This window comes from Arthrobacter sp. AFG20 (genome assembly GCF_002892795.1).
Taxonomy (GTDB): Bacteria; Actinomycetota; Actinomycetes; order Actinomycetales; family Micrococcaceae; genus Arthrobacter.
In genome coordinates this window covers 183,196-207,225 of record NZ_PJMC01000007.1, presented here as the reverse complement: position 1 = coordinate 207,225, position 24,030 = coordinate 183,196, and the positions used below count along the sequence as shown (strand labels likewise).

The window sequence follows — 24,030 nt, the reverse complement described above, 5'->3', positions numbered from 1 at the left end:
GGTATATGTCGGTCCTGGAATATCGCAAGCGGAAACCGCTAGATATCGAGGAACCTCACGTCCTTGGCGTTCTGCTGGATGAAGTTTCGGCGCGACTCAACGTCCTCGCCCATCAGCACCGCGAAAATCTGGTCGGCTGCTGCTGCGTCCTCCATGGTCACCTGCAGGAGGGTGCGCCGGTCCGGGTCCATGGTGGTATCCCAGAGTTCGGTGTAGTCCATCTCGCCCAGGCCCTTGTAGCGCTGGATACCGTTTTCCTTCGGAATGCGGCGGCCCGCGGCTTGGCCGGAGACCAGAACGGCGTCGCGCTCACGGTCGCTGTAAACGTAGTCGTGCGGAGCATTCGACCACTTAATGCGGTACAGCGGCGGCTGCGCGAGGTAGACGTAGCCGTTCTCGATCAGCGGCCGCATGTAGCGGAACAGCAGGGTCATCAGCAGCGTGGTGATGTGCTGGCCGTCAACGTCGGCATCAGCCATCAGCACGATCTTGTGGTAACGCAGCTTGCTCAGGTCGAAGTCCTCGCCGATGCCCGTGCCGAACGCGGTAATCATGGACTGGACCTCGTTGTTGCCCAGCGCCTTGTCCAGGCGAGCCCGCTCCACGTTCAGGATCTTGCCGCGCAGCGGAAGGATGGCCTGTGTTTCGGGGTTGCGTCCGCGTTTGGCCGAACCGCCTGCCGAGTCGCCCTCCACCAGGTAGACCTCGCACTTCGAGGGATCCTTCGAGGAACAGTCGGAGAGCTTGCCCGGCATGCCGAAGGACTCCAGCGGGCTCTTCCTGCGCGCATTGTCACGGGCCTTGCGCGCGGCCATGCGGGCCTGCGCGGCGGAAATGGCCTTGCGGATCACGTCACGCGCGGGGCCGGGGTTCCGTTCCAGCCAGTCGCCGAGCTGATCGGTGACCACGCGCTGGACGAAGCCCTTGACTTCGGAGTTGCCCAGCTTGGTCTTGGTCTGGCCCTCGAACTGTGGCTCGGAGAGCTTCACGGAGATAACGGCCGTCAGGCCTTCGCGGATGTCGTCGCCCGTGAGATTCTCTTCTTTTTCCTTGATGATGCTCTTATCCCGCGCGTAGCGGTTGATAAGTGACGTCATCGCAGCGCGGAACCCTTCTTCGTGGGTACCGCCCTCATGCGTGTTGATGGTGTTGGCGTACGTGTGCACGCTTTCGGAGTACGCGGTGGTCCACTGCATCGCCATTTCGACGGCGATGTGCCGCTCGACGTCCTCGGTCTCGAAGGCGATGACGTCCTCGTGGACCACATCCACCTTCTTGCTCGAGTTGAGGTGCTTGACGTAGTCAAGGAGGCCGTCGTTGTACTGGTAAACCACCGTGCGGTGCTCGGCAAGGACCTCACCCTCGGTGAGGACGCCGTCCAGGTCCAGGTCGCCGGCTTCGTCCGTCCCGGCTGCTGCCTGGCGCTCGTCGGTGAGCGTGATGCGCAATCCCTTGTTGAGGAAAGCCATCTGCTGGAATCTGGCGCGGAGTGTTTCGAAGTCGAATTCCACGGATTCGAAAATGCTCGCATCCGGATAGAAGGTCTGGGTGGTTCCGGTCTCGTTGGTCTCTTCACCCTGGACCAGGGCGCCCTGGGGCTTTCCGCCGTCGGCAAAGGCCATCCGCCAGACGTGGCCCTGCCGGCGGACCTCGGTGTTCACGCGGGAGGAGAGGGCGTTGACCACGGAGATGCCCACACCATGCAGGCCGCCGGAAACGGCATAGCCGCCGCCACCGAACTTTCCGCCGGCGTGCAGGATGGTCATGACCACCTCGACGGTGGGCTTGCCCTCGGTCGGGTGGATGTCCACAGGGATGCCGCGGCCGTCGTCGGTTACCTTGACGCCGCCGTCCGCCTGCAGAACAATCTCGATGTGCGTGCAGTAACCAGCGAGGGCCTCATCCACCGAGTTGTCCACCACTTCGTACACCAGGTGGTGCAGGCCGCGCAGACCGGTGGAGCCGATGTACATGCCGGGCCGTTTGCGTACGGCCTCGAGACCCTCAAGAACGGTGATGTCGCTGGCACCGTACTCCCGCGGCGTGGCAGCCGCAGCCGGATTACCGGTGGTTGGGGCATCCTCCGTCACGGGCTCCACTGCCTCGATATCTGTATTGTCGTTAGCCACAGGCGCTTTCGACTCCTCTATGTTCGATGATGGCCGGCCTCCGCCGTCCGCCGAAGCAAAGGGCGGCCGCCAAAAGGCACGTCACTGTAGCGCCAGCTACTTGTCGACCTGCGGAACCGCTCCCGCTCATGAAAAAAGCGCGGGAAAACGGACTCAGTCAACGTTTCACCCGCGCCCAGTTATCTAGGGGAATTCTATCGTGAAACGCGGCCGTTTCCTGCATTGGCGGGGCGCGGAACCGGCCCGATGTGCCTCTCGCTGGCCATTGACTCCGCCTGCAAGGCTCCAGCAGCCCACGTTTTGGGCTCCTATACGGCCGACGGCGGTTCGAGCGCCCTGTACGCCGTTTCCGGTTTCTCTCTTATCCGTAGGTGTCCCGGGGTCCGCGGCCGTTGACGGTACGCCCGCCCTTGCGCCAGCTCGGTGCCGCCGGGCCCAGCACCTGGATGCTCGTGACCACGCCATCACCGAGTTCGGAACGGAACTTTTCGAGCAGGCTCATGCTGAGCAGCCGGAGCTGCGTCGCCCACGCCGTGGAATCACACCTGACATGGAGGGTGGTATCGGTGAAGCTCTCCGGGGTGCAATGGGCAGAGATTTCCGGGCCCACAAGGGCCGGCCACTCGGCCATGACCGAGCCCACGGCCACCGGGGAGGTCCAGCCACGTTCGGCGACAAGTCTCCCCACGACTTTTCCCAGTCCCAAGGGATCGCGTCCGGTGGAGTGGAACTGGCTGAAGCCCCGCGTTCCCCCGGAAGCGGTTCGCGGTTTTTGACTGGCGCCGGCCCGCGGCGCCTTCCGGCGGATTTCGCCGCGGGCTGCCGCTGCCTCACGCATTCTGTTCAGCGCCGCCTGGGCGGCATCGATTTCATCGGGATCGCGGCCCGGCTGCAGGCCGCCGTCCTTATCCCTGTTCATCGATTCCTCCCGGGATTACCTTCACCCGCCGGCCCGACAGCTCGTCCGGAATATCGGCGTCGACTGCGGCGGTGACCAGCACCTGCTCGGCGCCGGCAACTATTGCGGCCAGTTTACGCCGCCGCTGGACATCGAGTTCGGCGAAAACGTCATCGAGGATGAGGATCGGTGCGGAGCCTCCGGTGCGGGCGTCGTCGAGCATGACGTAGTAGGACGCCAGCCGCAGGGAAAGGCACATGGACCATGTTTCACCGTGCGAAGCGTATCCCTTGGCGGGGGCCTGGCCCAACACGAGTTCCAGCTCGTCCCGGTGCGGACCCACCAGTGAGATGCCCCGTTCGCGTTCTTTGCGGCGGGACGCCGCGAAGGCCTGCACGTAGCGTTCGGCAAGCTCATCCACGGACAGCAGGCGCAGATCCTCGGCCGGGTTTCCCGGCCCGGATGGTGCCGTCGAAGCGCTGGCCGGCTCGCCGTCGTCGTCCATCATGTTCTGCAGCGTTGAGCGATAGACCGCATCGGCGGCCTTCGAGCCATCGGTGAGCTGGGCGTAGGCATTGTTGAGGTGCGGCCGCAGTCGCTCGACGAGTTCCAGCCTGGCGTGGAGCAGCTCTGCCCCGGCGCGTGCCATGTGCTGGTCCCAGACATCGAGGGTGGCTTCGTGGCCCGCCGTGAACTTACCGGCCCGTGCAGATTTCAGCAGTGCGTTCCGCTGTTTGAGCACCCGGTCATAGTCGCTGCGGGTGGCAGCGTGCCGCGGAATAAGGCTCACCAAGAGCTCGTCAAGGAAACGGCGCCGGTTCGACGGATCCCCCTTGACGAGCGCCAGGTCCTCCGGGGCAAACAGGACCGTGTGGCAGATGCCCAGCAGGTCGCGCGCACGGACCGGGTTGCTGCGGTTGATGCGTCCGCGGTTGGCCCGGCCGCCGTTGATTTCGAGCTCCAGGATGGTGGACTGTTCGCCGCGGACCAGCTTCGCCCGGATCAGGGCACGGTCGGTTCCGAAGCGCAGCAGTGGCCCGTCGGCGCTGACACGGTGCGAACTCAGTGTGGCCAGGTAGCCGATGGCTTCCATCAGGTTGGTCTTGCCGATACCGTTGGAGCCGACCAGGACCGTCACGCCCGGGTCAAACCGGAGATCCACCTGGGCGTAACTGCGGAAGTCGGTCAGGGACAGGTGTTCTAGGTACACTACTTGGCTGGACGGGTGGCATGCCCGCCGAACTGGTGGCGCAGTGCGGACACCATTTTCATGGCCGGCGAATTGTCCTCGCGGGAGGCGAAGCGAGCAAACAGCGCGGCGGTAATGGCCGGAGCCGGAACCGCATTGGCAATCGCCTCTTCCACGGTCCAGCGGCCTTCACCGGAGTCTTCGACGTAGTCGTCGATCGAGGCCAGTCCCGGATCCTCGTCCAGGGCTTTCACCATGAGGTCGAGCAGCCAGGACCGCACAACCGTTCCCTTCTGCCAGGCGCGGAACGTTCCGGGAAGGTCCGTGACGATTTCCTTGGCGGCGAGGAGTTCATAGCCTTCCGCGTAGGCCTGCATCAGGCCGTACTCGATGCCGTTGTGCACCATTTTCGCGTAATGGCCTGCGCCGACGCCGCCCACATGGACGAAGCTGTCCGCGCGGTCACCTTCCGGGCGGAGTGCATCGAAGACGGGAAGGGCACGCTCGATGTCCTCGGCGTCGCCGCCAGCCATGAGCCCGTAACCGTTTTGCAGGCCCCAGACTCCGCCGGAGACGCCGCAGTCGGCAAAGCGGATGCCCTTTTCGGCCAGGGCCGCGGCATGCTTCTGGTCCTCGGTGAAGCGGGAGTTGCCACCGTCGATCACCATGTCGCCGGGCTGCAGCTTCGCACCGAGCTCGGTGATGACGGCGTCGGTGATTTCACCGGCCGGAACCATGACCCAAATCAGGCGGGGCGCAGGAAGTGCGGCGATGAGCTCGTCCGTGGAGGCGACATCGGTGACCTCGGGGTTGCGGTCGAAGCCAGTGACCTCAATCCCGCCCTTGCGCAGCCGTTCGCGCATGTTGAAACCCATTTTTCCGAGGCCGATCAGTCCGATATGCACCGTGTGAACTCTTTTCTGCGCGGATGGTTAGGGAATCAGTTGGGCAAGTGGCTTAGTTGGGCAGGCGCACCGGCATCACGAGGTAGCGGTAGTCGTCCTGGTCCTCACCGTCGATGTCGTTCTGCGCGGTGATCATGGCAGGCTTCGGTGCCGTGGTGAACGAGAAACGCACAAACTTTGTTTCGATCACGCTGAGGCCTTCAACGAGGTAGTGGGGGTTGAAGGCCACGGTGATGTCTTCGCCGGACAGCTGTGCTTCGAGCTCTTCGGAGGCCTGCGCGTCCTCGCCGGTGCCGGCGTCGAGGTGCAGTTGGCCCTGTGTAAACGCGAGCCGGACCGGGGTGTTGCGTTCTGCAACGAGCGAGACTCGGCGGACGGCTTCCACAAGTTCCTGGGTCTGCACGGTGGCGTGAATTGGTGTGGAATCCGGGAACAGCGAGCGGATCTTGGGGTAGTCGCCGTCGACCAGCAGTGACGTGGTGGTGCGGCCGCCGCTTTCGAAGCCGATGAGCCGGCTGTCGTCGTCGGCGATGGCCAGGTTGATGTCGCCGCTGCCGCCCAAAGTTTTGGCAACTTCGTTCAACGTTTTGGCTTTGACCAAGGCACTGGTGGAGATGCCCGGAGTGACGGGCTTCCAAGGTACTTCCCGCATTGCCAGCCGGTAGCGGTCCGTGGCCAGAAGGGTGATGAGGTCATCCTCGATCTCCATCCGCACGCCGGTGAGGATGGGAAGGGTGTCGTCCTTGCTGGCCGCAATGATCACCTGGGACACAGCCTGAGCGAAGGCGTCGCCGGCAACAGTACCGGTGATGGTGGGCAGCGCAGGCAGGGGCGGGTATTCCGCCTCGGGCATGGTGGCCAGGTGGAAGCTGCTTCGGCGGCAGGTCAGCGTCACTTTGTTGCCGTCGGTTTCGATGTCCACCGGTGCCGACGGAAGGCTGCGGCAGATGTCCGCGAGCAGGCGGCCGGACACCAGGATGGTGCCTTCGTCCCTGATGTCGGCAGGAATCTCAAGCCGTGCTGAGGTCTCGTAATCGAAGCTGGACAGGCTGACGGTCCCGGATTCGGCCTTGAGTAGGAGGCCGGAGAGCACGGGTACTGGCGGCCGCGGAGACAACGACCGGGCTGTCCATGTGACGGCTTCTGCCAGGACGTCCCGTTCGACTCTGAACTTCACGGAAGGGTGCCGCCTTTCATTGCTGCTGCCATTTTCTGAACGGTAACTCACAAGGAGCCCACAAGACCGGTGCCCCCAAAGTCCGGAACCTGCATGGTCCGCGCATGGCCGACCGCAAACAGACCCAGGGATGGGAGCGCTGCAGACAGCTTAGCCGGAACAACGGGGATTTCCCCATCCCCGCCAGTGGTGCCGGCTCTGCCGGCTACCGGTGGCCGATGCTTTGGCCGGTGCGGTGGAGGTGCGGGAACGAGATTGTTATTTGAGGGATTTCAATTTTTTGGGATTAGTAGTGTTAATAACTGCTGTGGAAACTGTGGATAACCCGGTTTCACGGCTCGGTTCCGCGGTTAAGCCCTGTTCATGGACTGTGGGTTCGGCACGTTTTAAACAGGGTGTGGATGGGGACAACATTTTGGGCTGTTGCGGTGATCCACAGACGCCTTAAGGGTTTTAAGCCCATTAACCGCGGTTGTCCCCTTAACTGTCCACAGGGTTATCCACACGCCCCTGTTAATAAGGTTAAGAACCTGGGATCAGGAGTCGCGCTGCTGCTGCTTGATCCGGTTGGTGAGCTCGGTGACCTGGTTGTAAATCACACGCCGCTCGGCCATCAGCTCACGGATCTTGCGGTCTGCGTGGATCACGGTGGTGTGGTCCCGGCCGCCGAGCTCCTGGCCGATCTTGGGCAGCGACATGTCAGTCAGCTCGCGGCACAGGTACATGGCGATCTGCCGTGCTGTCACCAGTGTCCGGGTCCTTGACTTGCTGCAGAGCTCCTCCATGCTGAGCTTGAAGTATTCGGACGTCTGCTGCAGGATCTGGGCCGACGTGATTTCCTGGGCGCCGTCGTCGGTGATGAGGTCCTTGAGCACCATCTCCGCGAGGGCCACGTCCACCGGCTGGCGGTTGAGGCTGGCGAACGCCGTCACACGGATGAGAGCGCCTTCGAGTTCGCGGATGTTGCTGGCGATCTTCGAAGCGATGTACTCCAGCGCGTCGTCCGGGGCGGAGAGGCCTTCGCTGAGGGCCTTCTTCCGGAGGATGGCGATGCGGGTTTCCAGTTCGGGCGGCTGGATGTCCGTCAGCAGGCCCCACTCAAAGCGGGACTTCATCCGGTCCTCGAAGCCTGCCAGCAGCTTGGGCGGCTGGTCCGAGGTGATGACCACCTGCTTGTTGTTGTTGTGCAGCGAGTTGAACGTGTGGAAGAACTCCTCCAATGTCCGGTCCTTGCCGGCCAGGAACTGGATGTCATCGATCAGCAGGACGTCGACGTTGCGGTATGTCGTCTTGAAGCTGGCGCCTTCATCGTCACGGATCGAGTTGATGAAGTCGTTGGTGAATTCCTCGGAGTTGACGTACCGAACGCGGATCCCGCTGTACAGGCGCCGGGCGTAGTGGCCGATCGCGTGCAGCAGGTGGGTTTTGCCCAGGCCCGAGTCGCCGTAGATGAACAGCGGGTTGTAGGCCTTGGCAGGGGCCTCGGCCACGGCGACGGCTGCGGCATGGGCAAACCGGTTGGAGGATCCGATCACGAAGGTGTCGAATACGTACTTGGGATTGAGCCGGCCGAACTCGTGCGAGGTGCTCGGCAGCATGGGCTGCGGCTTCTGCTCAATGGACGGATCGTTTGCGAGGGAAAGCTCGACGACGGGTTCCGGCTCTTCGTGGATGGGCACCAGATCGGTGTCGACGTCGATGGCGCAGCGGATGTCGTCCGAGAAGACGTTCCGAAGCGCGTCGTCGAGAGCGTCCTTGACCTGCGTCTGGAGCACTTCCCGGGTGAGTTCGTTCGGCACTGCGACGAGAAGGGTGGAACCGATGAGGCCCTGGGCCTGCGCGAGGATGACAAAGCCGCGTTGCCGGGGCGAAACGCGGTCGTCCTGTTCGAGAAGATTCACCACGCGCCGCCAGGAACTTCCGACAGTGTTGGCGTGGTTGGCTTCGTCTACTGTCATCAAATTTGGTTCCTCAAAGCTTGCTGTCTGCATTACATGCAGCCGCAAGCCCGGAACCAGGGTGCTGGCCCGGCTTAATCCACAGGGTTATGCACAGTCCGTGGATAATCGGCTACTGGGACACTCTAGGGGATGAAAAGCCTAGAAGATAGCTGGGAAGTGCCTTGTGGATAATTACACCGTTGTGGTTCGAAAACGGCGACCGTGAGCCGCTTCATCCACAGGTTCGGCACCCCGTTAGCCACAGCTGGGGAAACACGCGGGACGGCCTGCCGGTTTGACTCCCGGCGGCCTTTTGCCCTAACGTTGTGGAGTCCTTTGTGCCTGCTTTCTGACCCCATTTTGGACTTTCGGACGCTTCGTGTGTTCCGGAAAAATCCAGGGGAAGCAGACACATACAAAACTTAGCGTCGGCCAGTTCTTCCCCTTTACTGATCGGGTGGGCGCACCTTTGATCCACTGGAGTAACTAACGTGAGCAAGCGGACTTTTCAGCCGAATAACCGCCGTCGGGCCAAGAAGCACGGCTTCCGCCTTCGTATGCGCACCCGTGCCGGCCGTGCCATTCTGGCCGCCCGCCGTGGCAAGGGTCGCACCGAACTGTCGGCCTAAATACTGACTTGTCGGTCTTCTTCCTTCTGCGAGATTAGCGGTGCTTGCCACCCGGAACCGCCTGAGGACTTCAACCGATTTTTCAACAACTGTACGTTCCGGCGTCCGCAATGGACGCCGGAACGTAGTGTTATATACGGCAACTATTGGAGCCGACGAACCAAGCCGCATCGGCTTTATCGTCTCCAAGGCTGTCGGGAACGCTGTTGCCAGGAACCTCGTTAAGAGGAGACTAAGAGAAGCCGGCGCTTTCTCGCTGCGCGAGTACGGCACCGGGTTCGCTATTGTGGTGCGTGCTTTACCTGCCTCGGCAACAGCCAGCTGGGATGAACTCCTGGCGGATTACAACGCCGCCTTGGAACACACCATGAGGCGGCTGGCTGGGCGCGTTCCGGTAGTGACCGGAAAACGGCCAGCCGGAACGCGACCGGACGGAACAACACAGGAGGGGACACAGCGTGCTTGACCCGAGTGCCGCCGTCGTCCGTTCCTTCAAGTCCGCAGCAGCGGCCGCGGGCAGCTTCATCTGGAACCTGCCCCGCAATATCCTCATTCTTCTGCTCCTGGCCTACCGCAAGGTGATTTCCCCCTTATACGGCCAGGTTTGCCGCTTCTTTCCCTCCTGCTCGGCCTATGCGCTTGAAGCAGTCACCGTCCACGGCGCGGTCAAGGGAAGCTGGCTCGCGGCCAGGCGCCTGGCACGTTGCCACCCGTGGAACGCCGGCGGCGTGGACCATGTCCCCGCCGGCCACCGGGAATGGCCTGAAAACCGGACCCCCACAATTGTTGTGCTGAACAATCCGGACAAGTATCTGGCTGCTCAGACTGATGAAGAAGGCCGCGCTGCGGCCTGACGAATAGGGATATCGTATGGACTTCTTTGAAACAATCATGTTTCCGTTCAAGTGGCTTGTGTCCATCATCATGGTGGGCTTCCACGAGGGCTTGAGCAGCATTGGGATGCCGGAGGCTTCCGGCTGGACCTGGACGCTGTCCATCATCGGGCTGGTGCTGGTCATCCGGGCCGCGCTGATCCCCGTGTTCGTCAAGCAGATCAAGGCCCAGCGCGGCATGCAGCTGCTGCAGCCGGACCTGAAGAAGCTGCAGGACAAGTACAAGGGCAAGACCGACCAGCTGTCCCGCCAGGCCATGGCCCAGGAGCAGATGGCCATGTACAAGAAGCACGGAACCAACCCGTTCTCGGCCTGCCTCCCCATGCTGATCCAGATGCCGTTCTTCTTCGCGCTGTTCCAGGTGCTGTCCGGCGTCGCGAACGCCAGCTCCAGCGGTCAAGGCATCGGCGCCATGAGCGCGAACCAGGTCCAGCAGTTCGACAAGTCCAGCATTTTCGGCGCTCCGCTGTCCGCGACCCTGCTTCATGGCACGCCCCCGGGCGGCAATGAGGTGGCCGTGTGGATCCTCTCGATCCTGATGATCCTGGCCATGACGGCCTCGCAGTTCATCACGCAGAAGCAGATCATGGCCAAGAACATGTCCGAAGAGGCCATGGCCAGCCCGTTCATGAAGCAGCAGAAAATGATGCTCTACATCCTGCCGATCGTCTTCGGCGTGGGCGGCATCAACTTCCCCATCGGTGTCCTGATCTACTGGACCACCACCAACCTCTGGACTATGGCGCAGCAGTTCTTCGTAATCCGCCGGATGCCGACGCCGGGATCCCCCGCCGCCAAGGCCCTTGCCGAGCGCCGTGCCGCCAAGGGCCTTCCGGCCCTTCCCATCCTGGGCGGCAAGAAGGCTGACGCCGAAGCGGAAGCTGCTGCCGCCGCGTCGGTTGCCGAGGCCCGGACGCAGCGCATTCAGCCACAACGCAAGAACAGGAAGAAGAAGTAATGTCTGTTGAGAGCTCTGAGCACGCACTTTCCGCTGAAGCCGGCGAAGAACAGGACTCCGTTGCCGCTGCCGCAGATGCGGGCAAGGGCACGACGGCAAGCCGCCTGGAAGAAGAGGGCGATGTAGCCGCCGACTACCTTGAGGAACTGCTCGACATCGCCGACATCGACGGTGACATTGACATCGAGGTCCGCAACGGACGCACCTACATCTCGATCGTGGCCGAGGAAGAATCCGCCGGGCTGGAAAGCCTCGTCGGGCAGGACGGCGAGGTCCTGGAGGCCCTTCAGGAACTGACCAGGCTGTCCGTTCTTTCTGCGACGGAAAACCGCTCACGCCTGGTACTCGACATCAACGGCTACCGGAAGGAACGCGCGGGCCACCTGCAGAAGATCGCTGAAGACGCCGTCGCCTCCGTCAAGGAAACCGGCGACGCCGTCGCGCTGGAGCCCATGAGCGCCTACGAGCGGAAGATCGTCCACGACGCCGTCGCCGACCTTGGATTCGTCAGCGAGTCCGAGGGCGAGGGTGCAGGCCGGCACATCGTCGTTTCCGCCGACTGAACCGTTGGCTGACTTACTGATGGTTGAAATGACGGCAGCCGAGCGACAGGCGGCGGAGAAGATCTTCGGCGACCGCCTGGGCCTGGCTGAACGGTATGTCGAACACCTCGCGACGTCAGGCACCGAGCGAGGACTCATCGGTCCGCGGGAAATCCCCAGGCTCTGGGGACGCCATGTCCTGAACTGTGCGGTGATCGAAAGTGAAATTGCCCAGGGCAGCCACGTCGCCGACGTCGGAAGCGGCGCCGGCCTGCCGGGCCTTTGCCTCGCTATCGCACGCCCTGACCTCGAACTGACCCTCATCGAACCGCTGGAGCGCCGGGTGATCTGGCTGCAGGAAGTGGTTGACGATCTCGGTTTGAGTAACGTCACCGTCATGCGTACGCGTGCTGAACTTGCCGTTGGGATGGTGACGGCCGACGTCGTGACCGCCCGGGCAGTGTCCGCCCTGAGCAATCTTGCTGGCCTCACCATTCCGCTGCTCGGCGGGGAGGGTGAAGTCGTGGCCATCAAGGGTCGCAGCGCCGCCGATGAGATCGACAAGGCGGCTAAGGCCATTCGCAAGCTTGGTGGCGTGGAGACGTCGGTGGTCACTGTAGGCCAAGACCTGCTCGAGGAGCCCACCACGGTGGTGCGCATCGTAGTTAAGAAGACCCAAAAGAGGGCCTAGCCCCGCAAGGTGCCGCGGGTCCTTAGGGTGTAGCGGTTAGGCTAGAGAACGGCAGTGAAAGCCGAACGAGAGTGAGTGTGTCCCAGTGACCAGTAGCGAAACCTCCACGCAGCGGATTCCCCCGTTCGTGTCTCTGGGGTCGGCGCGTGCCTTTGGCGTATCACCGGTCGCTACGACAATAAATCAGTCCAATCCGGTTGCGGGCACGAGCGCCCCCAAGGTTTCACGTGAAACCGCGGCGCGGGGAAACGTCTTGGACACCCTGGATGACTCGAGTCCCATCGCCCGGGAACTCGCGCACGAGAACAGGAGGCGGGAACGGCTCCTCGGCCGCAACCTGCCGAAGCCGGAGAAGACACGCGTCTTCACGGTCTCAAACCAAAAGGGTGGAGTGGGAAAGACCACAACCACTGTCAACATCGCTGCGGCGTTGGCGGCTGCGGGCTTGAACGTCCTGGTCATCGACATCGACCCGCAGGGTAACGCGTCCACGGCACTGGGCATTGAGCACCATGCCGACGTCGACAGCATCTACGACGTCCTGATCAACGATCTGCCCCTCGAAGACGTAGTCGCACAGTGCCCGGACATCAGCAACCTCATCTGCGCCCCGGCCACCATCCACCTGGCCGGCGCCGAGATCGAGCTCGTCTCCCTGGTGGCACGGGAGCAACGCCTCCGCCGCGCCATCGACGTCTATGCCAAGTCGCGGCAGAAGAAGGGCGAACAGCGGCTCGACTACATCTTCATCGACTGCCCGCCCAGCCTGGGCCTGCTGACGGTCAATGCCTTCTGTGCGGCCGGCGAGGTGCTCATCCCCATCCAGTGCGAATACTATGCACTCGAGGGACTGAGCCAGCTGCTGAAGAACATCGAGATGATCCAGAAGCACCTGAATGCAGAACTGGAAGTTTCCACGATTTTGCTCACCATGTACGACGGACGCACCAACCTGGCTGCCCAGGTCGCAGCTGAAGTCAGGCAGCACTTTCCGGAGCAGGTCCTCGGCGCCGTCGTTCCACGCTCTGTGCGGATCTCCGAAGCGCCCAGTTACCAGCAGACCGTCATGACGTACGATCCATCCTCCAGCGGCGCGTTGTCCTACCTGGAAGCCGCAGCGGAAATCGCTGAGCGTTAGAATTTTCCAAACACAGCAACAGCCGGAGCCCGGTATAGCCGGGCTCTTCCGATGGAGGGAATCATCCATGAGCGATAAGCGACGCGGGCTCGGTCGCGGTCTTGGCGCACTCATTCCAAGTTCCGCGTCCGCAAGCGCTTCGGGTAACGGAGCTGCTCCGTCGCGCCCTGTGGATCTGTTCTTCCCCGAGGCGCGCAAGACGGCTGAACCCGTCCCGGCCGTTGAGCCGGATAAGTCTGACCTCGACGAAACGCCTGCTCGCCGGTCCGGTCGGAAGGGTCCGGCCGAGGCTCCGGCTGAGGCGGGTACTGACGAAGGCACTGAGGGTGCCCCGGATGCGGTGAAGCCCTCCCCTGCCACGTCCGCGGCGAAGATCGCCCCTTCCAAGGGAGGTGATTCGGAGGCCGGCGCGGTTTCTGCAAAGTCCGGCACAGCCAGGGCCGGCAAGGATGCTGGGAAGTCCGAAGCTGCTCGCCCGGACACGTCCTCGGCGGATGAGCCCAAGAATGATGCGGCTTCGGCCCAGGCTGCCGCTGAAGGGGAGAACGTAGACTCTGCTGCTGTCTCTGACAACGGTGTTGATCTCATCGAGGTACCGGGCGTCCGTTTTGCCGAGATTCCTGTCACGGACATCCATCCAAACCGCAAACAGCCCCGTTCTGTCTTCGATGAGGATGACATGGCGGAGCTCGTTCACTCCGTTCGTGAAATAGGTGTCCTCCAGCCAATTGTGGTGCGTACTTCAACCGAAAAGGGTGGAGAACCGTATGAACTGGTGATGGGTGAGCGCCGGTGGCGGGCAGTACAAGCCGCTGGACTTTCCACGATCCCCGCGATTGTTCGGGACACGACGGATGATGACCTGCTGCGGGACGCACTTCTGGAGAACCTGCACCGCAGCCAGCTGAATCCGCTGGAAGAGGCGGCCGCTTACCAGCAGCTGCTGGAGGACTTCGGCACGACTCACGAGCAGCTGGCTGACCGCATCGGCCGCTCACGGCCGCAGGTGTCCAACACTCTGCGGCTGTTGAAGCTCCCGCCGCTGGTGCAGCGTCGTGTTGCCGCCAATGTACTGTCTGCCGGCCATGCCAGGGCCCTGCTCGCGCTTCCCGATGCAGCGTCCATGGAACGCCTGGCGCAGAAGATCGTGGCTGAAGGCATGTCGGTCCGCGCCACGGAGGAAGCGGTCACCTTGCACCGTGAACCTGCGACGCCGGCGAAGAACAACATTCCCCGTCCGGGCGCACGCCACGAACGGCTGGATTACCTGGCCTCCTCGCTCTCGGACAGGCTCGACACCAATGTGAAGATCTCGCTCGGAGCCCGTAAAGGCCGCGTGAGTATCGAATTCGCTAGCGTTGAGGACCTCAACCGCATCATGGACGTCCTCGCGCCAGGGGCCGAAAACTAAAGAGTCAGTCGAAAAGGGCCCGTTCAGCCGAACGGGCCCTTTCTGTGTCCGGGTGGTTTATTTCAGTGGGCGACGCCTGTCGACGGTAGTACTGGGCGGTTCATGGCTGCCCTTGCTACCCCTGTGTTGCTCACACGGCCAAGATGGAGGGTGCAGCAAGGACTGCAAGTACGGGTAATGGAGCGGCTGGGCCTCACTAGGCACTTATGCGGGATAAAGTGAACCCTTGCAGTCCCTACGTCTGTGCTTGACTCGGCATGCCTCACATTTTCCGCGCTGACCCCACTTTGCTTCTCATTCCCTCGACGGATGGACTTCGTAGATATGATCGCGGGTAAAGCGTTCCGGTGGTTTCGCGCGGTCCAGCCGTACAGACGAGTTTTCGGGAAAGGGTGCTTGTTTAGCGTGGAGGTTTGCCGGCCTTTAGGGGCACGGTAGACGCTTGTGGTCGCACTAGGCGCCACCTAGGCACTCCTGCAAGGGGTTCTAGGGTTTGCGGGCTTTTGGCACGCCCACTGGCCCTCATGAAGCGAAAAGTCGAGGGGGCCGGCGTCTCCTGGCCGCGGGTCTCAGCGGTGGAAGGGCCACCAGTGCTGTGGTGCTTCTGGAGTACGGCATGGACCCAACATCAGCCGGGTGCCAGTCTTCGTGTGGGCGCTACGCGTTCGGTGTGATGGCCATTTCCCGATCGCTGCTCTGTTTCACGTGAAACATGGGCCGGGGTGGTCCGCGGGCGCGCTGTACATCCACGCAGACCACTATTTCAGCTGTGGCAGTGCTGCCTCCGCCTAGTTGGCAGTTGGCGTGACCAGTGGGTCCGGGATGCCGCCCGGATGCCTCTCTCTGTCGTGCCGCGGACTAGCGAAATTTGATTGGTCCCTGCCCCGCAGCCCATTCTGCGATGCTTGCGTTGCAACCCATTCTTCGTGCTGCGGTAGTAGGCCAATTGCCATGTCTGCTAGGGCCTGACCAAGTATCAGGTGCCGACTGCTGCTCAACGGTGAGCAGATGGCGGGTACCCTAGTTCCTAGGCTCATTTTGCAATGACGAACGCACCGATTAAGTCGTTGCCTCCGCTGCGCTATTTTGCCGATGCGGCTTTCCTGGAGGCGCCGGTGCCGCTTTTAGCACGTATCCAGCGGGCGTTCGGGCGCGACGTTTCGCATACGCACTTCGTTAGGGCATGTTTCACGTGAAACGGCCGGCTCCCGATGGGCACGCATGTGTCGTTCAAGAGAAGTGGACGACCCGGTAGCGGTTAGCTGCCTATTGTTCAGTTCAGGCCAACACGCTCGAATGCCAGGAGTGGGCCGGCGAGTATGGCACATCCACCTCGTATGGTCCTCGGGCTGGGTGCAGAGGGGTTGGACGCGCGTCTTAGCCTGCCCGCGGCTTACTGCTCATCACGGGTGTGTGGAAGCCTACATCGGGATTGCGGCATAGAGAACGAGAACCGGGAACCGAGGGACGCCGCGAGATCGCAGGATCAGGCTACCGGACGGTGTGCAGCGGTGAGCAATTGGTCCTGACCCTAAACCGCAGCTAGTGAGAAGTGCCTCCCGCGGACGGCGCCTCGTGCGGCGCTGGCCCGAGTGGTTGTCCGAGGGCGTGCCTCCGCTCGATCCGGCAGCGGCGACGCCGAGCGGTGTGGCCTCTCGTTGGGCTCGGTATCAGTCGGTCCAAGCCTCAACCTGCGACTACCGTGCGTGTCCGTACCGGTCACATTTCTTCACTCCTTCGTCAGATTCCGCGCCGGGCGGTGGTTTCACGTGAAACGTTCGTAGGGGTGTCGCCGGAATGACGGGCGGTCGCTTGGAGATCTCGGCCCGGGTCGGCCGGTACTGCCCGCCCTGCGACGTGGACAGTCACTTGCTCCGACGGACCGTGTGAAACGACGAGGCTTAGCTGCAGAAACGAGTCTCCCGTGCCGGGCGGAAGCGGAGAACGAGTGGGTCATACGAGCGAGTTCAGTCTGGCTTTAACCGCACCGGGAAGGAAAGGATGGACATGCTCCCCGCCTGAACCGAATGTTCCGGTCAGCCACTTGTGCGGCCCACGCGGTCTCCGCCGTGGCAGGCGCCAGGGTGATGTACTACCCACCCTTGGACAGTTCTCCCCCGCTAGTCGAGGTCCAATCCGTGCGGAGCGACTGCGTGGTCGGCCTGACCGCAGCTCGTGGCGGTGTGAACCTAGTCGGACCTGTAAGGTGTCCGGCGGTCGGTGTTAACAGTCAAGACGACGAGTGCTGTCCGAGAGGAACTGACGCGTGGTTTTGAACATGTTCCCTGAGCTCCAAGGCTTGGTGATAAGTCGGTGGATAAAGCTGTGGATAACCCTGTGGGCAAAAGCGTTCTGGCGGCGTTGGTCGTAGGAGCCGGGGGCTATCTGGTACGAGTTGGTTCTGACTGGATTGGCGCAACGACGCTGCCAGCGCTGTGGGTGTTTCACGTGAAACTGCACGGCAATCGCATGCCCGCCCATGGCCCTTAGCCTGGCTGTGGGTAGCCGACCCGTTTTTCGAATCAAATCGGTTAACTTGTCGATGATTTTTTGCATGATTTGGCTCGCCTGGGGGCTGGCGCATTTCACCAAACGCGGGCGCTGAGCCCGTGCGCGCGGCATCCACCAAGCTGGACTAGTTCAGAGGTTCTTCACTGACAGAGCGGGCGAGCCCGCGGGGCGGCCGAGGGCTGTCGATCAGCTTGTGGATAACGCTGTGGAAACACATGTGGATAAGACTGTGAATAATGTCACCGTGAGTCTCAATACATCGGCCCGTGTGACCCTACAGATCCCCCTGGAGGTGGTCATTAAGGACGCCGAAGGAACTTGCGATCACCGTTCCGACGATGACAACAGAGATTTCTGATCTTGCGCTTTCGCCCACTAATGTCTGGTCCAGCGAGTGGGCCAAGTTTGGGTGCCCATCTAGTCCCCCGGCGTTCCCCTGGCAGGTGCAGGGCACTTATGCAAGCGCTGCATCCGTCTCCTAGGCCGGTCACCTACTGAGCGGCCGGCTGCTGATCAGGGTGGGACAAAGGATCGTGGCAGTACCCATCGCTGAGCTGGCCATCACCGCCGCAAAAACATAACGGCAGACGTGGGTGGGTAGACCAGAGTTGGACGGCGTGCGTCCTACCTTCGTCCTCCTCCAACAACGTGGACCGGGCATGAATTTGGGCCTAACCCCTCCCAGGAAAGCAGTGGGCATCGAGAATTTGCACGCACGACGGCCTCCGGAAGGCGATGGTCCTGGATGGCGCGGAGAATCTCACCGAAGATGTAGGTTCGGTGGGACCCACGCGGGACCTCTGGGCCGCAGTCGAAACATCGTAAGTCTGTGCCGGCAATGGCAGGACACCATTCCGTGGTCATCCGCTGGGGTCGATGGCGGGCGGTCAGTACTACCCGTGCGTTGAAATCAGCACGGCCGACACCAGTAGGGGTATATGTCGTGAGCAGGCCACGGGCCAATGTTCCGCCCTTTCACACTCGATTCTCTTCCGGCACGCATGCGTCGTGCTGCCCGGGGTGCGGGCTGCACAAACCCAGGCCCCGAAGCGGACTGGAATCCATCGTCCCAATCCGGCACGGTAGGCGCCATTGGCGGTCTGGCTGGCAGCAGACGCCTACCGTACGTACGGGATCCGGCGACTACGAACACGCCCCCACGCCGTAAGTAGGAGTTATGGACGGCTTGGTCCTGCGCAGGTCTTAAGTCAGAGCGCGGAGGATGGCCTGCAGAATCCAAGGGGCAGTCGGACGGGGAAAGACCGGAAGTCGCACTGTTCCTTGTTGTTGACCATCATGCCCGGCGTCGTATTACCGTTGTGGAATCGTCCAACGTGGGCACAAGGTCATGGTTTCACGTGAAACCGTTCGCGCCTGCTAGGCAGTTGCAGCCCGTTCGAAACACGGCCGACGTGTCTTGGCAGAAGCACAGGTTCATGGCTGTTGATGTCCGTGTTCACAGAACGGTTCTTCGATACGAGGACGCGGAGGGCTTTTCTGGGGCGATGTGTCGCGCAGCCGGAAACGCGCGACCAACGCCCTATAGGCGCATAACGCGCTATATAGGTTGCACAAACTAGCTCCTAGGCTTCCCGGCCTGAAACGGTGGACACTAGCTTCTCCCAGAAATGGAATGAGTCGTCCGCTCTCCTGTCCCTGTCACGTCATCGTAGAGAGTCGACCTGGAAGCGACAGCAGTGTCACCTGCGGACGATGTTTCATGTGAAACGCGTGTTGCCGGATCGGAGCATGCCGACATGGTCAAGGTCTTCGTTTTACGTGAAACATCCAGGACGCTTCGTCCGCCGGTTCTGCCTGACGCTGACGATGTTACTTTGGGGCTGCGCATGCACCGCGATCTAAAGCGCACAGGCGGGTGGTCCAGGAGCCCGCCTTTGTAATGTGGCGGCGGTGTTCATGATGCTCGTTCTCCCATGGCTGCCACTGTTCACCCGGCACGCACCGCGTCAAGCTCCAGCGCAAGGATAAGGGCGAGCCAGAGATCCCAAATCTTCCTTCAGTACGAGCGTGCTGACCGGCCTTCATTCCGATTCGCATGCCCGAAACGGGGCAGTTGACCGCACTACGCCGGCTGGCCTGGACAGTGGAGTCAGCACCCCGTGCGGCAACTTTCGGTGCTCGGCAGCGATGGGCGTAAAATGATGGGCGGAAAATGTGGAGGAGCCAACGCGTCCGACCAAGATCCCGTACCCCGTCGCCAGTAGAAAATGCCGTGCCCCGTTGTATGGAGAAACGTGCTTCATGCCAGACTCGCAGGCTGTTCGTGACCAGTTGTGCGGAATTTTTCGTCCGACGCCCGTCTCTTGGCCTGATCGCGCCCGACCGAAACTCTTGGATACACTGCCATGCCGCCCTCATTAAGGTCCTGTTCCGTGGCGTCCGCGTAGCGTTGGCGTGTTCGGGAACGAGGAGCAATTGTGCGCTACGTACGGGTGCGCAGCCCAGCGTGTGCAGTCTTTCCACGTTTCATGACGATTAGAGGAGGCCCTGTGCATGACTAGTGGTCGGTCTTCGTGGATGCACCGACGGGCCAGTTGGTAGCCCGCTCGGTATCGGCTGATTGGCAGGAGGGTGCGTAGGAAGACTTGGCCCGCACGTTCCAGGGATTGAACAATGCTTTCGGAGCCCGCTAAATCGCTGGTCCCCGCACCGCCATTCGACCACCACGATCGGACAGACTGTTTCACGTGAAACCGGAGCGGCCTCGGGGGTAGCTGGGGAGCTCGTGGTCTGTCTGGTCCTACGCAAAGGCTGGGTCTCTAAGGAGTAGATGAACATTGGTCGCTTGCCGTGGATGCTGCCTAGGGGGCTGCAGCTGAGGCTGCATTCGGCATCGAAACCGGACTGCCAGGTGATCCCTTGTGGGGATCGTTGGTGTCCTGCATCGAGTTTGGCGGGGTGGCCGGCGATAGAGTTTGCCGTCGGGAGGCATCCAGCGGGACAACCGTCGTCAACGTTCATTGCTATCCTTACGGGCGGGCAGCCTACTGCTACGCATATAGCGCTCCCCATCCGAGACGCACCATTAGTACTGCGTTGACCACGGGGAGTTCACGAGTCGGACAATGAGAGCGCCAGTCACTGCACTGAGAAGGTTTAGTCACGAAGCTGGATTGGGAGGGATCTGCGGGCCTTGGTGTGGCCTTCCTTCCAGAGAGTCCGGGGACCGGCCCTGTTTCACGTGAAACACTCCGCAGGTCAAGCCGGCCGCCAGCAGGGGCCTCGGCCATTCGGCGCTAGCCGGGTAGTGCGGCAATGTCGAGCCACCCGGATCTTGAACGACTCAGATTCTGTAGGCCGCGGTTCGCGGTGGTCGTAGCCACAGACCGCCGGTATCGCTAGTTCGGGATGGCGGAGGGATCTTGGGCGAGGAACCACGTAGAACGAGACCGTGAAAGGTTTCCTTCTGCCGGCTCCCCAAGATGTCGCCCTCAACGAGGAGCCCATGACCACCGAGGTCCATCTGGGGAACAAAAAGGTGGCCACCGCTCCCCTAGGAGTGATGACCACCTTCTGGCGACACCTGTCGCCGGAGTTGCCTGTCTGGTATCGCGCCAGGCCTGTTGGGGCTAGGACAAGACTTCCGCGAATTCCTTCTCGAAGAACTGCTTCGGCTTGGCACCGATGACAGTGCTCTTCACTTCGCCGCCCTGGAACAGGTACACGGCAGGAATGGATGTGATGCCGTACTCGGCGGCGATGGCAGGGTTGTCATCAACATTTACCTTGACGACGTTGACCTTTTCGCCGTACTCCACAGAGATCTCATCCAGGATGGGACCCAGCTTGCGGCACGGACCGCACCATTCGGCCCAGAAGTCAACGATTACCGGCTTGTCGGCGGCGAGTACGTCTGTGCTGAAGCTTGCGTCTGTTACGTCTTTTGCGTTGCTCATAACCCTTGTCTCTCTCTTCGAATGATTCTCAGCGCCGGTCAGGCGTGAAGGTCTGCGAGGTAGTGCTCGACGTCGATCGCTGCGACACAGCCGGAACCAGATGCAGTGATCGCCTGGCGGTAGGTCGGGTCCACAACGTCGCCGGCGGCGAAGACGCCCTTGATGCTGGTGCGCGAACTGCGGCCTTCGACGGCGACGGTCCCGGCATCCGTGATCTCCAGGCTCCCCTTGACTAGCTCGGTGCGCGGATCGTTGCCGATAGCCACGAAGACGCCGGTCACGGCAAGTTCGGACTCGGTGCCGTCGACCAGGTTCTTCAGCTTCAGGCCGGTGACCTTGTCTTCGCCGAGGACGTTCTCGACGGCGGTGTTCCACACGAAGTTGATCTTCTCGTGGGCCTGTGCCCGGTCACCCATGATCTTGGAGGCCTTCAGCGTGTCGCGGCGGTGGACGACCGTTACGGACTTGGCGAACTTGGTGAGGAAGAGCGCCTCCTCCATGGCCGAGTCGCCGCCACCGATCACTGCGATGTCCTGGTCCTTGAAGAAGAAACCGTCGCAGGTTGCGCACCAGCTGACGCCGTGGCCGGAGAGCCGCTTTTCGTTTGCCAGGCCGAGCTCGCGGTACGCCGAGCCGGTGGACAGGATGATGGCGCGGGCGCGGAAGGTCTCCCCCGTTGCGATGGTGACGGTCTTGATGTCGCCGTCCAGATCCAGGGCGGTCACGTCCTCAAACTGGATCTCGGTGCCGAAGCGGGCAGCCTGCTTCTCGAAGTTCTCCATGAGGTCAGGTCCCATGATGCCCTCGGGGAAGCCAGGGTAATTCTCGACGTCGGTGGTGTTCATGAGCTCACCGCCCGCGGTGACGGAGCCAGCCAGAAGCAGCGGCTTCAGGTTGGCGCGGGCCGTGTATACGGCGGCCGTGTAGCCTGCAGGGCCGGAGCCGACGATGATGACATCACGTACTTCTGACGCGCTGTTTTCTGCGGTGCTCACTGAACGGTGAACCTCTTCCTTTGTCGATGCGCCAGCCTTCCGGCCGGCCACATGGCACAACTGATTGGCAGTGTGGAATATTCCAAACGTATTTGCAGGCAGGCGGAAACGCCCGTGCCTGCAAGAGAACACCGCCCACGGGACTTCCCACAAGGGTACCGTCTCCGGCAACCTCAGGGCATGCCGGTTACGTCCGCAAGGAACGTGACCGGTGAACGCAGCGTCCCTTGCAAGCCCGCGTCCCCTGCCGGGCGGGGTCCACTATTGGCCAGGGTCCTCTACTGGACCTTGATCTCCGCGAGCCGCAGGCCGTAGCCAAAGCGGGTCTTCGGAGCTGCGAGCTTGGGCAGGTTCTTGATCGAGACGATAACGTACTGGGCAGTCACCGGTTCGGCCAGAGGCATGGTGAGGTCAGGCGAGGTGAAGCTGTTGGTTCCCACCTGCTTTGCACCGTCCAGCGACGGGCGGTCGTTAGTGAAGACCGTGATGCTTCCGCCCGAGGCACCCAACTGGTTCAGGGTGATCGAGGAAACCTTGGAAGGGCTCTTGAGCTTGACCACCAGCGGGACACCCTCGGGAGCAAGGCCGCCCCAGTCCTCGGTGGCGAACTCCATGTCGGACCAGTAGCTCGCCGCGTTGCCGTCGGACGCCTTGCCGAGGTCGCCGTCGTACGTCGAAGCGAAATCAAAGTTGCCTTGGCGGGTGATTCCCTCGATGGCCGGCGGCCCTGCTGCCGGAGCGGTGCTTTGGGTCGGCGTACCGGTACTCGGCTGGGTGGCAGCCGACGGCGGTGCGGTGGCTCCGGGGGTTGCTTCCGTTTGCGGTGCGCTCTTGAAGAGGCTGCCGAGGTTGGTCACGGCAAAGATGAGTCCGACGATCAGGACGGCCGCGAGAAGGCCGCCAACGAGCCAACGCATGGAACGCGGCTCCTTCTGTGGCTCGTCGTCGTCATCGTCGTAGTAATCGGCTGCGGGAGCAGCGCCGGTGCGGGCGACGGGAGGGAAATTGCCTGCACGGCGGTCCGGCTCGTGCGCGTCGCTGCCCTCGTCGTCATACCCGTCTTCGGGGACGTAGTCATAGTCGTTCTCGGACCACAGCGACACCTTGGACGAGCTGCGGCCGTCGCCGGACGCTGCGGCTGCCGCACCTGCACCGGCGGCTCCGCGTGCGGCGTTTCCGGAGCGGTTGTGGTCGCGCTGCAGGAGCGCCTGCTCAACGTTGTCGTGCTGGCCCGTTTCCTGGCCGGCGTCCTGCTCGTAGCCCCGGTCCGGCTGAACCGGCTGCGGCGCAGTGGTCTCCGGGACGCCCTGCCGGTTTCCCCGCGAACCAGACGCGCCTGCGGCGGCCGCGCCGGCGGCACCTGCTGCCGGACCCGCGAGGGGGCGGGCAGCGGGAAGCGGCGGCACAACGGGAGCCTTCCGGACCGGCGCCGTGGGTGCCTGCGCAGCAGCCTGCTGCCCGCGTCCCTGCGGAGCCGTGGCCCCGTGGGCGGACCGGCCGCCGGCAGGGGCCGGGGCGGTGGCAGGGTACTGCCCGCCCGGCCCGGACTGGCCTTCGCTGTAGTTGATGTACCCGGCTTCGACCTCGTCGTCTTCGTCGTAGGTTTCGGGTTCGTGGGAGCGCGCCTGGCCGAAGATCTCGCTGCCCAGGGTGTCCGTGAAGAAGGGCTCCACGTAGGGCGGGTTGGAAGCAACCACGAGGTCCAGCAGGTCAGCGGCGGAGGTGTGGTTGGTGATCAGGTAGGTCGTGGCGTCGCTGACACCAAGGTCCAAAATCTGCACGTTCCCGGGGCGCTCCCCAGTGGCCACTTCCCGGGCACTTTGCGCCACCTGGTCGGCGTTATACGGGCCGGCCACCAGGATGCTGACCGAACGGTTCAGCACCTGGTCCACACCGTCCAGCACCAGATCCTGGTCATGTGAGCTCAGCACTGTGGCCGTGACCTTGTAGCGGCCGCCAAGTACTGATCCAACATCGATCGGGTGGGACACGTGTTCCTCCTAGCCTGTCCGGGAAATGCTTCTGGTCCTGGCGATGCATTGCCCTGGAAGGCCTCCGGCGCGCCGGCGGACCCGTGGTCTGCAACTACCTTTGTTCCCCTCGATCC

General features: G+C 62.5%; 16 protein-coding genes and 1 pseudogene. 8 read left to right on the top strand and 9 right to left on the bottom strand.

Translation table 11 applies throughout. The annotated features are described in order from the left end of the window. Window positions 1-38: 38 nt before the first annotated feature. From gyrB to dnaA, 6 genes and pseudogenes are all read right to left on the bottom strand, one after another. On the bottom strand, window positions 39-2,129 hold the full coding sequence (gene gyrB, locus CXZ05_RS10770) for a DNA topoisomerase (ATP-hydrolyzing) subunit B (protein ID WP_102972596.1): 2,091 nt from the start codon (window positions 2,127-2,129) through the stop codon (window positions 39-41). 361 nt (window positions 2,130-2,490) lie between these two features. After that, on the bottom strand, window positions 2,491-3,048 hold the full coding sequence (locus CXZ05_RS10765; RefSeq protein ID WP_102972595.1) for a DUF721 domain-containing protein: 558 nt from the start codon (window positions 3,046-3,048) through the stop codon (window positions 2,491-2,493). Beyond that, entirely contained in the window at window positions 3,035-4,237 is a 1,203-nt protein-coding gene (gene recF / locus CXZ05_RS10760; protein WP_102972594.1) for a DNA replication/repair protein RecF, read from the bottom strand. The genes CXZ05_RS10765 and recF overlap by 14 nt, the downstream gene beginning before the upstream one ends. Then, window positions 4,237-5,148: pseudogene (gnd, locus tag CXZ05_RS10755) on the bottom strand (phosphogluconate dehydrogenase (NAD(+)-dependent, decarboxylating)); the annotation flags it as partial. The gene recF and the pseudogene gnd, both read right to left, overlap by 1 nt. A gap of 25 nt (window positions 5,149-5,173) precedes the next feature. Further along, entirely contained in the window at window positions 5,174-6,298 is a 1,125-nt protein-coding gene (dnaN, locus tag CXZ05_RS10750; protein WP_102972592.1) for a DNA polymerase III subunit beta, read from the bottom strand. A 536-nt stretch (window positions 6,299-6,834) separates the two neighbouring features. Then, complete coding sequence (dnaA, locus tag CXZ05_RS10745) at window positions 6,835-8,256, bottom strand: chromosomal replication initiator protein DnaA (protein ID WP_102972591.1); 1,422 nt, start codon at window positions 8,254-8,256, stop codon at window positions 6,835-6,837. Between the two features lie 473 nt (window positions 8,257-8,729). Between dnaA and rpmH the strand changes: the two genes are divergently transcribed. The 8 genes from rpmH to CXZ05_RS10705 all read left to right on the top strand — a co-directional run bounded on the left by rpmH (window position 8,730) and on the right by CXZ05_RS10705 (window position 14,500). Further along, the gene (rpmH, locus tag CXZ05_RS10740; protein WP_003800212.1) at window positions 8,730-8,867 is read left to right on the top strand and encodes a 50S ribosomal protein L34; all 138 of its coding nucleotides are present in this window, start codon (window positions 8,730-8,732) and stop codon (window positions 8,865-8,867) included. A gap of 40 nt (window positions 8,868-8,907) precedes the next feature. Next, window positions 8,908-9,333 carry a ribonuclease P protein component gene (gene rnpA / locus CXZ05_RS10735; RefSeq protein ID WP_102972590.1) on the top strand — a complete coding sequence of 142 codons (426 nt, stop codon included), beginning with the start codon at window positions 8,908-8,910 and terminating at the stop codon, window positions 9,331-9,333. Then, a complete protein-coding gene (yidD, locus tag CXZ05_RS10730; protein WP_102972589.1) occupies window positions 9,326-9,721 on the top strand; it encodes a membrane protein insertion efficiency factor YidD in 396 nt (131 codons plus the stop codon). The genes rnpA and yidD overlap by 8 nt, the downstream gene beginning before the upstream one ends. A gap of 16 nt (window positions 9,722-9,737) precedes the next feature. Continuing rightward, a complete protein-coding gene (yidC, locus tag CXZ05_RS10725) occupies window positions 9,738-10,718 on the top strand; it encodes a membrane protein insertase YidC (protein WP_102972588.1) in 981 nt (326 codons plus the stop codon). After that, window positions 10,718-11,281, top strand: coding sequence for a R3H domain-containing nucleic acid-binding protein (locus CXZ05_RS10720; RefSeq protein ID WP_102972587.1), 564 nt, complete (start codon window positions 10,718-10,720; stop codon window positions 11,279-11,281). Before yidC ends, CXZ05_RS10720 begins: the two co-directional genes overlap by 1 nt. Before the next feature lie 19 nt (window positions 11,282-11,300). After that, on the top strand, window positions 11,301-11,951 hold the full coding sequence (rsmG, locus tag CXZ05_RS10715) for a 16S rRNA (guanine(527)-N(7))-methyltransferase RsmG (RefSeq protein WP_102972586.1): 651 nt from the start codon (window positions 11,301-11,303) through the stop codon (window positions 11,949-11,951). A gap of 85 nt (window positions 11,952-12,036) precedes the next feature. Continuing rightward, complete coding sequence (locus CXZ05_RS10710) at window positions 12,037-13,089, top strand: ParA family protein (RefSeq protein ID WP_102972585.1); 1,053 nt, start codon at window positions 12,037-12,039, stop codon at window positions 13,087-13,089. A gap of 67 nt (window positions 13,090-13,156) precedes the next feature. Next, a complete protein-coding gene (locus CXZ05_RS10705) occupies window positions 13,157-14,500 on the top strand; it encodes a ParB/RepB/Spo0J family partition protein (RefSeq protein ID WP_102972584.1) in 1,344 nt (447 codons plus the stop codon). Window positions 14,501-20,601: 6,101 nt separating this feature from the next. Here the strand turns inward: CXZ05_RS10705 and trxA are convergent. From trxA to CXZ05_RS10690, 3 genes are all read right to left on the bottom strand, one after another. After that, a complete protein-coding gene (gene trxA, locus CXZ05_RS10700) occupies window positions 20,602-20,928 on the bottom strand; it encodes a thioredoxin (RefSeq protein ID WP_102972583.1) in 327 nt (108 codons plus the stop codon). Window positions 20,929-20,966: 38 nt separating this feature from the next. Then, window positions 20,967-21,923, bottom strand: coding sequence for a thioredoxin-disulfide reductase (trxB, locus tag CXZ05_RS10695; protein ID WP_102972582.1), 957 nt, complete (start codon window positions 21,921-21,923; stop codon window positions 20,967-20,969). A gap of 278 nt (window positions 21,924-22,201) precedes the next feature. Beyond that, a complete protein-coding gene (locus CXZ05_RS10690; RefSeq protein WP_102972581.1) occupies window positions 22,202-23,914 on the bottom strand; it encodes an ABC transporter substrate-binding protein in 1,713 nt (570 codons plus the stop codon). Between the last annotated feature and the right edge of the window lie 116 nt (window positions 23,915-24,030).